The 13,678-nt window shown below is 41.5% G+C and carries 14 protein-coding genes; 10 read left to right on the forward strand and 4 right to left on the reverse strand.

Annotated elements, in window-relative coordinates; all coding sequences use genetic code 11:
• Positions 1-108 precede the first annotated feature (108 nt).
• The 8 genes from ftsA (at position 109) to ileS (ending at position 8,902) form a co-directional block, all read left to right on the forward strand.
• Positions 109-1,467: a cell division protein FtsA gene (gene ftsA / locus AC5FEC_RS06745; RefSeq protein ID WP_493661703.1), complete on the forward strand. Its 1,359-nt coding sequence runs from the start codon at positions 109-111 to the stop codon at positions 1,465-1,467.
• A gap of 16 nt (positions 1,468-1,483) precedes the next feature.
• Entirely contained in the window at positions 1,484-2,752 is a 1,269-nt protein-coding gene (ftsZ, locus tag AC5FEC_RS06750; RefSeq protein WP_037615971.1) for a cell division protein FtsZ, read from the forward strand.
• 8 nt (positions 2,753-2,760) lie between these two features.
• The gene (locus AC5FEC_RS06755) at positions 2,761-3,432 is read left to right on the forward strand and encodes a YggS family pyridoxal phosphate-dependent enzyme (protein ID WP_037615973.1); all 672 of its coding nucleotides are present in this window, start codon (positions 2,761-2,763) and stop codon (positions 3,430-3,432) included.
• Positions 3,433-3,441: 9 nt separating this feature from the next.
• Entirely contained in the window at positions 3,442-3,999 is a 558-nt protein-coding gene (locus tag AC5FEC_RS06760) for a cell division protein SepF (protein WP_234550367.1), read from the forward strand.
• A 60-nt stretch (positions 4,000-4,059) separates the two neighbouring features.
• Complete coding sequence (locus AC5FEC_RS06765; protein WP_493661709.1) at positions 4,060-4,278, forward strand: YggT family protein; 219 nt, start codon at positions 4,060-4,062, stop codon at positions 4,276-4,278.
• Positions 4,272-5,057: a YlmH family RNA-binding protein gene (locus AC5FEC_RS06770; protein ID WP_037615979.1), complete on the forward strand. Its 786-nt coding sequence runs from the start codon at positions 4,272-4,274 to the stop codon at positions 5,055-5,057. Before AC5FEC_RS06765 ends, AC5FEC_RS06770 begins: the two co-directional genes overlap by 7 nt.
• A gap of 9 nt (positions 5,058-5,066) precedes the next feature.
• A complete protein-coding gene (locus AC5FEC_RS06775) occupies positions 5,067-5,858 on the forward strand; it encodes a DivIVA domain-containing protein (RefSeq protein WP_037615981.1) in 792 nt (263 codons plus the stop codon).
• 251 nt (positions 5,859-6,109) lie between these two features.
• Positions 6,110-8,902 (forward strand): isoleucine--tRNA ligase, encoded by a 2,793-nt coding sequence (gene ileS, locus AC5FEC_RS06780; RefSeq protein WP_493661704.1) that lies wholly within the window; start codon positions 6,110-6,112, stop codon positions 8,900-8,902.
• A 103-nt stretch (positions 8,903-9,005) separates the two neighbouring features.
• On the opposite strand, the gene AC5FEC_RS06785 is transcribed toward ileS, so the two are convergent.
• Entirely contained in the window at positions 9,006-9,440 is a 435-nt protein-coding gene (locus AC5FEC_RS06785) for a MarR family winged helix-turn-helix transcriptional regulator (protein WP_234550369.1), read from the reverse strand.
• Between the two features lie 62 nt (positions 9,441-9,502).
• Here AC5FEC_RS06785 and AC5FEC_RS06790 point away from each other — a divergent pair, with 62 nt between their 5' ends.
• Positions 9,503-9,937 (forward strand): GNAT family N-acetyltransferase, encoded by a 435-nt coding sequence (locus AC5FEC_RS06790; RefSeq protein ID WP_493661710.1) that lies wholly within the window; start codon positions 9,503-9,505, stop codon positions 9,935-9,937.
• A gap of 57 nt (positions 9,938-9,994) precedes the next feature.
• Here AC5FEC_RS06790 and AC5FEC_RS06795 read toward each other — a convergent pair whose 3' ends face one another.
• The 3 genes from AC5FEC_RS06795 to recX form a co-directional block, all read right to left on the reverse strand.
• The gene (locus AC5FEC_RS06795; RefSeq protein WP_493661705.1) at positions 9,995-10,312 is read right to left on the reverse strand and encodes a DUF960 domain-containing protein; all 318 of its coding nucleotides are present in this window, start codon (positions 10,310-10,312) and stop codon (positions 9,995-9,997) included.
• 186 nt (positions 10,313-10,498) lie between these two features.
• Entirely contained in the window at positions 10,499-11,032 is a 534-nt protein-coding gene (gene ntdP / locus AC5FEC_RS06800) for a nucleoside tri-diphosphate phosphatase (protein WP_005590859.1), read from the reverse strand.
• A gap of 86 nt (positions 11,033-11,118) precedes the next feature.
• Entirely contained in the window at positions 11,119-11,895 is a 777-nt protein-coding gene (gene recX / locus AC5FEC_RS06805) for a recombination regulator RecX (RefSeq protein WP_493661706.1), read from the reverse strand.
• 160 nt (positions 11,896-12,055) lie between these two features.
• Between recX and rlmD the strand changes: the two genes are divergently transcribed.
• Positions 12,056-13,414 (forward strand): 23S rRNA (uracil(1939)-C(5))-methyltransferase RlmD, encoded by a 1,359-nt coding sequence (gene rlmD, locus AC5FEC_RS06810; protein ID WP_493661707.1) that lies wholly within the window; start codon positions 12,056-12,058, stop codon positions 13,412-13,414.
• The last annotated feature ends 264 nt before the right edge of the window (positions 13,415-13,678 follow it).

Below are 13,678 nucleotides of genomic sequence, written 5' to 3' on the forward strand. Positions count from 1 at the left end.
AAAACTGCCCATTTTCATTTTCTTTATGATATAATAAAGTTTGGATAACTCTATTCTCAAGAGTTATTGTATAGACCGGAAACATGGAAGATAGAGAGGACTGATGTAATGGCTAGAGACGGCTTTTTTACTGGATTAGATATAGGAACTAGCTCAATCAAAGTGTTGGTGGCAGAGCACATCAACGGTGAAATGAATGTTATTGGAGTCAGTAATACAAAAAGTGCTGGCGTAAAAGATGGAATTATTGTAGATATTGAAGCTGCAGCGACAGCAATTAAGTCAGCTATCACTCAAGCGGAGGAAAAAGCTGGGATTTCAATTGGTTTGGTTAATGTTGGCCTGCCTGCGAATCTATTGCAAATTGAACCAACGCAAGGGATGATTCCTGTGACGAGTGAATCACAAGAAATTACAGATGAGGATGTTAAGAACGTTGTCAGATCAGCTCTGACTAAGAGTATGACTCCTGATCGTGAAGTAATTACTTTCATTCCAGAGGAATTTGTAGTAGACGGCTTCCAAGGTATTCGCGATCCGCGAGGGATGATGGGAATCCGTTTGGAAATGCGTGGCCTTTTATACACAGGACCTCGTACGATTTTGCATAATCTTCGTAAAACAGTAGAGCGTGCAGGTGTCCAGCTGGAAAATGTGATTATCTCACCTCTTGCTATGACCAAGTCTATTTTGAACGAGGGAGAGCGTGAATTCGGTGCAACGATTATTGATATGGGCGGAGGTCAGACAACAGTAGCTTCTGTTCGTGGTCAAGAACTGCAATTCACCAATATCTACCAAGAAGGCGGCGATTACGTCACCAAAGATATTTCAAAGGTCTTGAAAACTTCACAAAAATTAGCTGAAAGTTTGAAATTTAATTACGGGGAAGCTTATGTACCAGCAGCTGGGTCAGAAACTTTCCAAGTAGAAGTGATTGGAGAAGTTGAACCGGTAGAAGTAACAGAAAGCTACTTAGCTGAAATCATTTCCGCTCGAATCAGACATATCTTTGAACAGGTTAAGCGTGATTTGGATAGAAGACATCTACTTGAGCTACCTGGTGGCATAGTGATTGTTGGTGGAACAGCGATTCTTCCGGGAGTAGTAGAGTTAGCCCAAGAAGTGTTTGGTGTCAATGTGAAGCTCTATGTTCCAAATCAAATCGGTATTCGCAATCCAGCCTTTGCCCATGTGATTAGCTTATCAGAATATGCGGGTAATTTGACTGATGTGGATATGCTAGCTCAAATGGCTGTCCGTGGTGATGAACAGCTTCGTCATCAACCTATCGCCTTTGAACGCTCTGCTCAGCCTTTGCCACGTTTTAACAATAAGTCAGTAGAGGAAACGGCAGAAAAAACAGAAACGGATATTCCGCCATTAAGTAATAGTGTTCCAAACCAAGAACCAAAAACTTCGATTACAGATCGTGTACGTAATTTAATTGGTAATATGTTTGATTAAGGAGAGAAAATAAACTATGACATTTTCATTTGACGCTATGGCTGCTCAGGGAGCAGTTATCAAAGTAATTGGTGTTGGTGGAGGTGGCGGAAACGCCATTAACCGCATGATTGATGAAGGAGTTGCGGGGGTTGAATTTATCGCCGCAAATACAGATGTTCAAGCGCTTAGCGGTGCCAAAGCAGAAACTGTTATTCAATTAGGCCCTAAATTGACCCGTGGTCTTGGTGCCGGAGGACAGCCTGAGGTTGGCCGTAAAGCTGCCGAAGAAAGTGAAGAAGTCCTCACAGAAGCACTTGCAGGAGCAGACATGGTCTTCATTACTGCAGGTATGGGTGGAGGAACAGGTACAGGAGCTGCCCCTGTGATTGCACGAATTGCCAAAGGAATAGGCGCTCTGACAGTTGCAGTTATCACTCGCCCATTCGGTTTTGAAGGAACCAAACGTGGTAATTTTGCTATCGAGGGTATTAATGAACTCCGTGAGCATGTGGATACTCTTCTCATCATTTCTAACAACAACCTGCTTGAAATTGTAGATAAGAAGACACCGCTGCTGGAAGCTTTGAGTGAAGCAGACAATGTTCTTCGCCAAGGTGTGCAAGGAATTACGGATTTAATTACCAGCCCAGGCTTGATTAACTTGGACTTTGCTGATGTGAAAACTGTCATGGCTAATAAGGGTGACGCCCTTATGGGAATTGGTCTTGGTAACGGTGAAGAGCGTGTTATTGAAGCAGCCCGCAAGGCTATCTACTCACCACTTCTTGAAACAACGATTGATGGTGCAGAAGATGTGATTGTCAACGTTACAGGTGGTCTTGATATGACCTTGATTGAAGCGGAAGAAGCTTCTGAAATTGTCAACCAAGCAGCTGGCCATGGTGTAAATATCTGGCTTGGTACATCAATTGATGAGTCAATGAAAGATGAAATCCGTGTTACAGTTGTGGCAACAGGTGTTCGACAAGATAAGGTTGATCGTGTCAGCGGCCTTCGCCAAACACAAGGAAGTACTCGTCCGCAAGTTGAGTCAAAACATAGCGAAGTTCGTTCAGCACACTTTGATCGTAATTTTGATTTGACTGAAAAGGTTGACATGCCAACTCCTAGCCGTCCAAGAGCAGATGTTCCAAAGGGTTCTGCCTTTGGCGATTGGGATTTACGTCGAGAAGCGATAGTTCGTCCAGCTGAACCAGCTTCTTCAACTCGCGTGGAGCGTTACGCTGAAACAAATGAAGAGGATGATGAACTTGAAACACCTCCATTTTTCAGAAATCGTTAATCTAGAAAATGAATTTACAACAAAATAAAGATTCGATTTTTCGTTCGGTTGAAAGAATTGCTGAAAAATCAAATCGTTTAAAAAATTCAGTAAAAATCATTGCAGTCACGAAATATGTTGATTGTGAGACTGCTCGCCAGCTTGTAAACACAGGGATTCAGCATATTGGTGAAAACCGTGTGGACAAATTTTTGGACAAATATCAAGCTTTAAAAAATGAAAATCTTACTTGGCACTTAATTGGGAGTTTGCAAAGACGAAAAGTAAAAGATATAATTAATTATGTTGATTATTTTCACGCTTTAGATTCTATAAAATTAGCTCAAGAGATTGATAAGCGAGCGGAACATGTGATACAATGTTTTTTACAAGTGAATATTTCTAAGGAAGCAAGTAAACATGGTTTTCAGGTGGAAGAACTTGATGATGTGTTGTCTGAACTTGAAAAATTAGAAAATATTCGTCTTGTTGGATTAATGACAATGGCTCCATTTGAGGCTAGTCATGATGAGTTGAATCAAATTTTTGAGGCAACTCACCAACTTCAAAAAGAATTACAAAAGAAGCAGTTGAAAAATATGCCATTTACCGATTTGAGTATGGGGATGAGTCGAGATTATCCAGAGGCTATTGCCAATGGGGCAACATATGTTCGAATCGGTACCGCATTTTTTGAATAGGAAAGAACTATGTCATTTAAAGATAGATTTGATAAATTTATAGATTATTTCACAGAAGATGGAGAGGATACAGCTGTCCCGCAACAGCCAGCTAAGCTTCCAAGCAGTTCGCAAAAGCCTGAATTGTTGCAGTCTCAGCCTGTAAAAGAGACGAAGTCTCCTCGTACAGCTCCTGCTCAACCGCAGCCGCAGTCTTCTACAGAAAATATTACGAGATTACATGCTCGCCAGCAAGAATTGGCTCAAAACCGCGCTAAGGCTGATGAGAAGATTACGATTGATGTGCGCTATCCTAAAAAGTATGAGGAAGCGACAGAGATTGTAGACTTGCTTTTGGCAAATGAAAGCATTCTGATTGACTTTCAGTATATGACTGAGGTTCAGGCACGTCGTTGTTTGGATTATCTTGATGGTGCCCGTTATGTTTTAGCGGGTAATTTGAAAAAGGTTGCGAGTACCATGTACTTGCTGACGCCAATCAATGTTGTAGTCAATATTGAGGATATTCGTCTTCCAAACGATGTTGAATTAAGTGAATTTGACTTTGATATGAAGCGTAGTAGATAATAGATGACTTATTTTATTATTAGGATAATCTCTAATGCCATCAACGTTTATTCCTTGGTGATGCTCATTTATGCAGTTTTATCATGGTTTCCTGGAGGATATGAAACAGCTTTAGGGAAGTTGGTCATTAGTGTAGTGGAGCCATTTCTCCGTCTATTTCGAGGTTTACCTTTACAATTTGGAAGAATAGATTTCACGGTTATGGTAGCTTTCTTTGTTCTAAAATTTTTGAACGTTCTAGTTTTATGGCTGGTTGGATATCTATCACTACTATGGTAAGAAATATTCATCAGCATTTTGCTCAAGAAGATCAAGATTTTATTGATAGAAGTTTAGAAATATTCCAGAGGGTTCAAGACTATTATCACTTTGAAACGACTTCCTTCTTAAATCCTCATCAAGTTGCAATTATGAGGAATATCGGAAAGCAATATGATTTGCAAGTATTTGTCAGCTCAGATTTTTTTCCAAGCGAGTTGGCAAAGGTTCTTATTGCCCCTCCTTACTATGAATTCAATCCTGAAGATTTTGAGATTAGCTTGCTGGAGATAGTTTATGCAAGCAAATTTTATAAAATTAACCATTCTCAGATAATGGGAACGCTTCTTAATCAATTAGGGATTGAAAGAAAGACTTTTGGAGATATTCTCGTTATCGAAGATAGAGCTCAGATTTTTGTTGATAAAAAATTAGCTCAATATTTTATTGATAATGTTTTGAAGATTTCTAAATCGCCAGTGAAGCTACAAGAGGTTGAGCTAGAAAAGCAACTGATTGAACAGAAAGTGACAGTTACAAAAGATATACTGGTTTCTAGTTTGCGTTTAGATAAATTAGTGGCAAGTATCTTTAAATTGTCAAGAAGTCAAGCAGTTCAACTCATCTCAGCAAAGCATGTGAAGCTAAACTATGCCGTAAGCGACAAGCCGGATCAGCAGATTGAGCTAGACGATTTGATTAGCGTTAGAAGATTTGGAAGAGCAAAAGTTTTAAGCGAGAACGGTTTTTCAAAAAATGGGAAGCATAAATTAACTGTTGAATTATTATCTAGTAAATGAGGAGAAGATATGACATTAACATCATTAGAAATTAAAGACAAATCTTTTGCGACGAAATTCAGAGGCTACAATGTCGAAGAAGTTGATGAGTTTCTTGATATTGTTGTAAGGGATTATGAAGATTTGGTTCGTGAAAATCATGAAAAGGAAGCAAAGATTCGTAATCTTGAAGAACGCTTAATCTATTTTGACGAGATGAAGGATTCTCTCAGCCAATCTGTATTGATTGCTCAAGATACAGCCGAGCGTGTTAAACAGGCGGCGAATGAGCGCTCAGCTAATATTATTCGTCAAGCAGAGCAGGATGCACAGCATCTATTGGATGGCGCTAAATATAAGGCCAACGAGATTCTTCGTCAAGCTACTGATAATGCTAAAAAAGTAGCGGTTGAAACAGAAGAATTAAAAAATAAGACACGTGTTTTCCATCAGCGTCTCAAGTCGACGATTGAGAGTCAGCTGACGATTGTGGATTCGCCAGAGTGGGAAGAAATTTTGCGTCCGACTGCAACCTATCTTCAGACCAGCGATGAAGCGTTTAAAGAAGTTATTGAAGAAGCTCTGGGAGAAACGGTTGTTACTCCGGAAGAAGTGGACGTCACTCGCCAATTCTCTCCGGAAGAATTAGCTGAATTGCAAGAGCGGATTGAACATGCCAATAGAGAATTGGCTGCAACTCAATCTTTTGCTCCCCTAGATGAAGAGATAGTAAAAGCGCATCAAGAGGAACTTTTTAGAACTGAATCAGATGAAGAAGATGATTCTGAAGGCAGTCAAAGAATTCCAATTAATATCTTATAATTGTAGAAACACAAATCAGACAAAATATTTTTAGCGAGCAGGCGATGGTGAGAGTCCTGTAATCCCTTTTGTTTGATTTATCATTCTGCCTAATTATATCTGAACTGAGTAAGATATGACGTCTGCCTACGTTACGGGCTAAGAGGGACAGGCTTTTTCCTGTCTAAACAAAGGTGGTACCACGAATTTTCGTCCTTTAGGAGAAGTTTGTGGTTTTTTATTTTGAAAAATGATATTTATGAGGAGAATCGATGAAACTCAAAGAAACACTGAATCTTGGAAAAACTGCTTTTCCGATGCGGGCTGGCCTGCCAAATAAAGAACCAATCTGGCAAAAAGAATGGGATGAGGCTAAGCTTTATCAGCGCCGTCAAGAATTAAATGAAGGCAAACCGCATTTTGTCCTGCATGATGGACCACCCTATGCGAACGGAAATATTCACGTTGGTCATGCCATGAATAAAATTTCCAAGGATATCATTGTCCGTTCGAAGTCTATGGCAGGCTACTATGCGCCCTACATTCCAGGATGGGATACGCATGGTCTTCCTATTGAGCAGGTGTTGGCCAAGCAAGGTGTAAAGCGTAAAGAACTGGACTTGGTAGAGTACCTCAATATGTGTCGGGACTATGCCCTCAGCCAAGTCGAAAAGCAAAAAGAAGACTTCAAGCGTTTGGGTGTTTCTGGTGACTGGGATAATCCTTATGTGACTTTGACCCCTGACTATGAAGCAGCTCAGATCCGCGTCTTTGGTGAAATGGCTAAGAAAGGCTACATTTACCGTGGTGCTAAGCCGGTTTACTGGTCTTGGTCTTCTGAGTCAGCTTTGGCTGAAGCGGAAATTGAATACCATGACTTGGTTTCAACCTCTCTCTACTATGCTAACCGTGTCAAAGATGGCAAAGGGGTCTTGGACACAGATACTTACATCGTCGTATGGACAACAACTCCATTTACCATTACAGCTTCCCGTGGTTTGACAGTTGGAGCAGATATTGACTACGTTTTGGTCCAGCCTGCGGGTGAAAATCGTAAGTTTATTGTGGCATCTGAATTATTGAATAGCTTGTCCGAGAAATTTGCTTGGGCTGATGTTCAAATTTTGGCTACTTACCGTGGTCAAGAATTGAACCAGATCGTGACGGCTCACCCATGGGATACGGCTGTAGATGAGTTGGTCATTTTGGGTGACCACGTTACGACTGACTCTGGTACTGGTATTGTCCATACTGCGCCTGGTTTTGGTGAGGACGACTACAATGTCGGTGTAGCCAATGGACTGGAAGTTGCTGTGACAGTTAACGAGCGCGGTATCATGATGGAAAATGCTGGTTCTGACTTTGAAGGCCAGTTCTATGATAAGGTTGTGCCAACGGTTATTGAAAAGCTTGGTGATTTGCTCCTTGCTCAGGAAGAAATTTCTCACTCTTATCCATTTGACTGGCGTACTAAGAAGCCAATTATCTGGCGGGCAGTACCACAGTGGTTTGCATCTGTTTCTAAATTCCGTCAAGAAATTTTAGATGAAATTGACAAGGTTAAATTCCATTCTGAATGGGGGAAAGTACGCCTCTACAATATGATTCGTGACCGTGGTGACTGGGTTATCTCTCGTCAGCGGGCTTGGGGTGTGCCGTTGCCAATCTTCTATGCCGAAGACGGAACACCAATCATGACAGCAGAAACCATCGAACACGTGGCTCAGCTCTTTGAGGAGCACGGCTCTATCGTCTGGTGGAAGCGTGAAGCAAAAGACCTCTTACCAGAAGGATTTACTCATCCAGGTTCTCCAAACGGTGAATTTACCAAGGAAACGGACATCATGGACGTTTGGTTTGACTCAGGTTCATCATGGAATGGGGTAGTGGTCAACCGTCCGGAATTGACTTATCCGGCTGATCTTTATCTAGAAGGTTCAGACCAATACCGTGGTTGGTTCAACTCATCATTGATCACATCTGTTGCTAACCATGGTGTGGCCCCTTACAAACAAATCTTGTCACAAGGATTTGCCCTAGATGGTAAGGGTGAAAAGATGTCTAAATCCCTTGGAAATACCATTGCTCCAAGTGACGTGGAAAAACAATTTGGTGCGGAAATCTTGCGTCTCTGGGTAACCAGTGTAGACTCTAGCAACGACGTTCGTATCTCTATGGATATCTTGAACCAAGTTTCTGAAACCTACCGTAAGATTCGGAATACCTTGCGTTTCTTGATTGCCAATACCTTTGACTTTAATCCAGTTGAGGATGCTGTAGCTTACGAAGAACTTCGCTCTGTTGATAAATACATGACTATCCGCTTCAATCAATTAGTAGAGACTATTCGCAAGGCTTATGCAGACTTTGAGTTTCTGACTATTTATAAAGCGATTGTCAACTTTGTGACCGTTGACTTGTCTGCTTTCTATCTGGACTTTGCCAAAGATGTCGTCTATATCGAAGCAGCTAGATCATTGGAACGACGTCAGATGCAAACTGTTTTCTATGACATTTTGGTCAAGATTACCAAGTTGTTGACACCGATTCTGCCACACACAGCAGAAGAAATCTGGTCCTACTTAGAGCATGAAGATGAAGACTTTGTCCAATTGTCAGAATTGCCAGAAGCGGAAACTTTTGCGAACCAAGAAGAAATCTTGGATACATGGTCAGCCTTTATGGACTTCCGTGGACAAGCTCAAAAAGCCTTGGAAGAAGCTCGTAATGCAAAAGTAATCGGTAAATCACTCGAAGCCCATCTAACAGTTTATCCAAATGAAGTGGTGAAAACGCTTCTTGGAGCAGTGGATAGCAATGTAGCTCAACTTCTGATCGTGTCCGAATTGACCATCGCAGAAGGTGCAGCGCCAGAAGGAGCAGTAAGCTTTGAGGATGTAGCTTTCACAGTTGAACGTGCTGCAGGTGAAGTTTGTGACCGTTGTCGTCGTATCGATACAACCACTGCAGAACGTAGCTACCACGCAGTTATCTGTGACCACTGTGCAAGCATTGTAGAAGAAAATTTTGCAGATGCAGTCTCAGAAGGATTTGAAGAAAAATAAAATATAATAAATAAAAGAACCTTTTATAATGGATAGTATAAAGAAATACTTTCCTTTCAGATAAAAGGTTCTTTTGTAATAATTTTAAAAGTTGCAAACGCAACTAATGTATATTATAATTTTCTAATTGAGAGTGTTGAATTTTGCTTAAGATATGTTCTAGCTGAAAAAGCTCAGAGGAAGTTAATTGATGCAGCTTCGTCTGAATATACCTATCCTCAAAGCCAATCAGCTTGTCGTATACTTTTAGAGCAGAAGTCGTTGGATAGAGCTCCTTGAATTTCTTATTTTGAGCTTTGGTTTTTTTGACAATCAAGCCTCGTTCCTCCAACTTTCTTAGAGAGCGGCTCAGGGTAGTCTTGTCAATCTGAACCAGCTCGGCAAGCTGAGATTGATGGATGGCAGGGTGTTCGACAATGCGAGTAAGAATGAGAAAGAGATTATTATCAAGCCCGTATTGGCTAGCTTCTTGATTCATTTTCATCATGGCTTGACGGGAGATGAACCCCATTTGACGAAATAACTGACGATAATCCATAAGAACTCCTTTGATAGTTGCATTTACAATGATTATATAATAAAGCAAGGATGGAAACAAGTATGTGGTATAAAAAATATTTGCCAGAGTTGGACACACTGGAGTTTTACAAGATTTTAAAGCTGCGGATCGATACCTTTGTTGTCGAGCAAGAGCGAATCTATCATGAATTGGATGAGAAAGATCTAACAGCTGTGCACATTTTCCAAGTAAATGAGCAAGAGGAAGTAGATGCCTATGCCCGCGTGTTTGAGGAAGGTGAAAAAGTCGTTTTTGGCCGTCTTGTGACAGCCCCGTCAGCCAGAGGAAAGGGCTTGGGGAATAGATTAGTAGAGGAAATCTTGTCTCTTTGTGAGAAAAAGTGGCCGAGAAAAATCATTGAGATCGAAGCTCAGGAGCAAGTTGTGGGGCTTTATGAAAAATTCGGTTTTGTAACTCAGGGAGAGCCTTTTATCTTTGAATCAACGCCCCACATCAAAATGATTTACAACAAATAAAAAATCCAGTTGAAGGAACCGCTCTTAGTGACGGTGTCTCAACTGGATTTTGCTTTCCTAAAACATGGAGTATTCATCGGCTAGCATGACTGTTTCTCTACCGTCATTGTCCACAACGTAGATCATTCGAGGATAGAAGGGGTCAAACTTATAGGTAAAATCAAAGGAGATAAGTGTATCGAGATGATCCTCAGAGAAGCGGAAGGTCAGCTTGCCCTTGTTATTAATTAATTCGAAGCGAATCAGGTTATTCAGGGGAAAGACATCTTTAAGGAAGTTGTCGATGATGTACCAGAAAGTGTCAATCACATCATCTGGCAAGCTAGTGATAACGCCAAAGCTGGCATAGCGACCACGAGTATTGGTAAAAGCCATGAGACTCACTCCTTTCTGAAAACCTAGCTGCGGTAGACCAAATATCAGTCATTTAGTATTGACACAGCAACATTGTTGGTTCTATCATACAAGAAATAAGTGGGAATTGCAAGGAATTTCTCCTTTGCTGGGTAGGAGATTAGGAGGAAAGAGAGAAAGAAAAAGAGCTTGCGCTCTTTGACAACTTTATCGATTCTTTAGTTCAACATAACGTTTGTACCAAATTTTCACATAAGCATCGGAGAAGGGACCGCGTTCGTTGTTGATCCAGTCAACCAGAATCTTAACGTTTTCCTTGAGAATGAAATCCAAATCATCCGAATAGTTCATTTGCCTTTTATGACGTTCATATTCTTCCACATCAAGCAGCCGTTTTTCTCCGTCTGTGAAGACCTTGACATCTAAATCATAGTCGATGTACTTGAGGGCTTCATTGTCCAGATAGTAGGGGCTGGCAAGGTTGCAGTAGTATGAAGTGCCATTGTCACGAATCATGGCAATGATATTAAACCAATATTTCTTATGAAAATAGACAATGGCAGGCTCTCGTGTTACCCAGCGCCGGCCATCACTTTCTGTTACCAGTGTGTGGTCATTAACGCCAATAATGGCATTTTCTGTTGTCTTTAGTACCATGGTATCACGCCAAGTGCGGTGAAGATTCCCATCATGCTTATAACTTTGAATTGTAATAAAGTCGCCTTCTTTGGGAAGTTTCATAACCTACCAACTTTCTACAATTTATAAGTTTATCCTCTTTATTGTAACATATTTTCATAAAAATGCCTAAGTTTTCATAGAAAATCTTAAAGATATTCTCTTAGAGCGCTGGCAATGTCCGAAAAATCATACCCTTTGCGGGCTAGAGCTTGGGTCAGACGCTGTTTTAAGTCATAGCCCTCGTACTTTTTGGAGTACTTGCAGTACTGCTTGTCTAGCTCTTTATAGAGCAGCTCTTGTTGGTTTTCTTGGTCTTCTTCAATGTCTAAATGATGGAAGGCCTCTTTGGCTTGTCCATAGGAAAATCCTTTGTTTATCAGGGCTTGGAGGATTTTATCTTGCAAAGCCTTGCTGGGAAGCTTTCCTTGGTATTTCTTTAAAAGTTTCTCAGCAACTCGATCGGCTACTTCAGTGAAATCAAATTGCCTTAGTTCTTCCTCTATGATAGTGCTAGAAATGCCTTTTTGACTGAGCTTTTGCTTGAGAACAAAAGCTCCTTTATCACCAGTGAGAAGGTTGGATTGAATGAAAGAATTAGCATATTTTCTGTCGTTGATCCAATTTTCTTTTTTCAAAGCGTCCAAGACTTGGCTGATGATGTCTGGCTGGATGTCGTGCTGGGTCAGATAGTCTTTGACTTCTTTGGTAGTCCTTTGCTTGAAGGAGAGGTGGTAGAGGGCTAGATTTTTTCCGTAGGAAAATTGGGCGTAAACTTGAATTTCTTTTAGCTCTTGCTCCGTGATTTCCATCCCTTTAGACAGCATGAAGTGGACGATAGTATCTTCTGTAATATAGAGTTTTTTGCTGTCGTCCAACTCCAAGAGGTAGAGCCGTTTTTTCTTTTCGATTTTTGTGATTTTCATACTAATCCTTTCACTTGGACGATATTTGAGAGTAGAGTCATTCCATGGTCTCTCTGTGTCAATTCGTAGTTGCGGAGAGATTTTCATGATTTAGACTATTTTCTCATCTTTATTGTAACATATTCTCAACGAATCGACTCTAGCATGGTATAATAGAAGCATGAATGTAAAAGTGAAGCAAAGAATCCCTCTCAAAATCAAGAAAATGGGAATCAATGGGGAAGGAATTGGATTTTATAAGAAAACGCTGGTCTTTGTCCCGGGAGCTTTGAAGGGTGAGGAAGTTTACTGTCAGGTGACCAAAGTTCAGCGCAATTTTATTGAGGCTAAGCTCTTGACCATCAATAAGCGGTCAAAATTTCGGGTGGAAGCGCCATGTGAGATTTATGATAGCTGCGGGGGCTGTCAAATCATGCACCTCCACTATGATAAGCAGTTGGAGTTTAAGGAAGATTTGCTGCGTCAGGCCTTGAAGAAGTTTGCGCCAGCTGGTTACGAAAACTATGAGATTCGGCCGACCATTGGTATGCAGGAGCCACTCTATTATCGGGCCAAGCTACAGTTTCAGACTCGGAAATTTAAGGATGAGGTCAAGGCGGGGCTCTATGCCCAGAATTCCCACTATCTGGTCTCGCTAAAAAATTGTCTGGTTCAGGACAAGGTGACGCAACAGATCATAAATAAGGTAGCTCGACTTTTAGGTAAGTATAGGCTGCCCATCTATGATGAGAGGAAGACTGCTGGAGTGCGTACCGTTATGATTCGCAGAGCCAGAAAAACGGGTCAGGTGCAGATGATTTTTGTGACGGGGCGTAAGCTGGACTTTTCTCCAGTCGTTCAAGACCTAGTGGCTGAATTTCCAGAGCTGGAGACAGTGGCGGTCAATTATCATACGAGCAAGTCCAGTGAGATCTACGGGGACAAGACTGAGATTATCTGGGGCAAGGAGGCTATCCAAGAAGGTGTGCTGGACTATGAGTTCTCTCTGTCGCCTCGGGCTTTCTATCAGCTCAATCCTGCGCAGACAGAGGTGCTTTATGGAGAGGCAATTAAGGCGCTGGATGTAACGGAAGAAGACCATTTGATTGATGCCTATTGCGGAGTGGGGACCATCGGCTTTGCCTTTGCTAAAAGGGTCAAATTTCTGAGGGGCATGGACATCATCCCTGAGGCCATTGAAGACGCCAAGCGTAATGCGAAACGAATGGGTTTTGACAATACACTCTACGAGGCTGGAACGGCAGAGGAGATTATTCCTCGCTGGTACGCCGAAGGTTATCGGGCGGCTGCCTTGATTGTCGATCCGCCGCGAACAGGTCTGGACGATAAGTTGCTAGAGACGATTGTTCGCTATGCACCTGAAAAGATGGTCTACGTTTCCTGCAATGTTTCAACCTTGGCGCGCGATTTGGTCAAGCTCAGTCAGGTCTACAATGTCCACTACATCCAGTCGGTTGATATGTTTCCGCATACCGCTCGGATAGAGGCAGTGGTGAAATTAGTCAAAAAAGACAAGTAACAGAGCGATTTTTTGAAAAACAAGTCTAAATGAACAGCAAAAGAGGCTGGGACAAAAGTCCTAGCCTCTCAATTGTCTTTGGATTGTCGAGCAAGACGCAGTGGTTGAGTGGGCTCTACTACGCTGATTTCATCAGTTTTTACAGCCCTACTCAACTGTGCGGAGGTGGGACGACGAAATCGAATTCTAACGAATTACCGATTTCTTATACGAAAACTCAAAAGAGCGCAAAAAGACTCCCCTTGTGATATAATGAAAGCGAAA

This window comes from Streptococcus sp. STC1396 (assembly GCF_058933875.1).

Bases quoted from the DNA above. Each gene is read 5' to 3' on its own strand.
- AC5FEC_RS06770 (WP_037615979.1), top strand. From the start codon at position 4,272: ATGGTAAGAAATATTCATCAGCATTTTGCTCAAGAAGATCAAGATTTT.
- ileS (WP_493661704.1), top strand. From the start codon at position 6,110: ATGAAACTCAAAGAAACACTGAATCTTGGAAAAACTGCTTTTCCGATG.
- ntdP (WP_005590859.1), bottom strand. From the start codon at position 11,032: ATGAAACTTCCCAAAGAAGGCGACTTTATTACAATTCAAAGTTATAAG.
- recX (WP_493661706.1), bottom strand. From the start codon at position 11,895: ATGAAAATCACAAAAATCGAAAAGAAAAAACGGCTCTACCTCTTGGAG.
- AC5FEC_RS06765 (WP_493661709.1), top strand. From the start codon at position 4,060: ATGCTCATTTATGCAGTTTTATCATGGTTTCCTGGAGGATATGAAACA.
- AC5FEC_RS06755 (WP_037615973.1), top strand. From the start codon at position 2,761: ATGAATTTACAACAAAATAAAGATTCGATTTTTCGTTCGGTTGAAAGA.
- AC5FEC_RS06760 (WP_234550367.1), top strand. From the start codon at position 3,442: ATGTCATTTAAAGATAGATTTGATAAATTTATAGATTATTTCACAGAA.
- ftsA (WP_493661703.1), top strand. From the start codon at position 109: ATGGCTAGAGACGGCTTTTTTACTGGATTAGATATAGGAACTAGCTCA.
- AC5FEC_RS06790 (WP_493661710.1), top strand. From the start codon at position 9,503: ATGTGGTATAAAAAATATTTGCCAGAGTTGGACACACTGGAGTTTTAC.
- AC5FEC_RS06795 (WP_493661705.1), bottom strand. From the start codon at position 10,312: ATGGCTTTTACCAATACTCGTGGTCGCTATGCCAGCTTTGGCGTTATC.
- AC5FEC_RS06785 (WP_234550369.1), bottom strand. From the start codon at position 9,440: ATGGATTATCGTCAGTTATTTCGTCAAATGGGGTTCATCTCCCGTCAA.
- AC5FEC_RS06775 (WP_037615981.1), top strand. From the start codon at position 5,067: ATGACATTAACATCATTAGAAATTAAAGACAAATCTTTTGCGACGAAA.
- ftsZ (WP_037615971.1), top strand. From the start codon at position 1,484: ATGACATTTTCATTTGACGCTATGGCTGCTCAGGGAGCAGTTATCAAA.
- rlmD (WP_493661707.1), top strand. From the start codon at position 12,056: ATGAATGTAAAAGTGAAGCAAAGAATCCCTCTCAAAATCAAGAAAATG.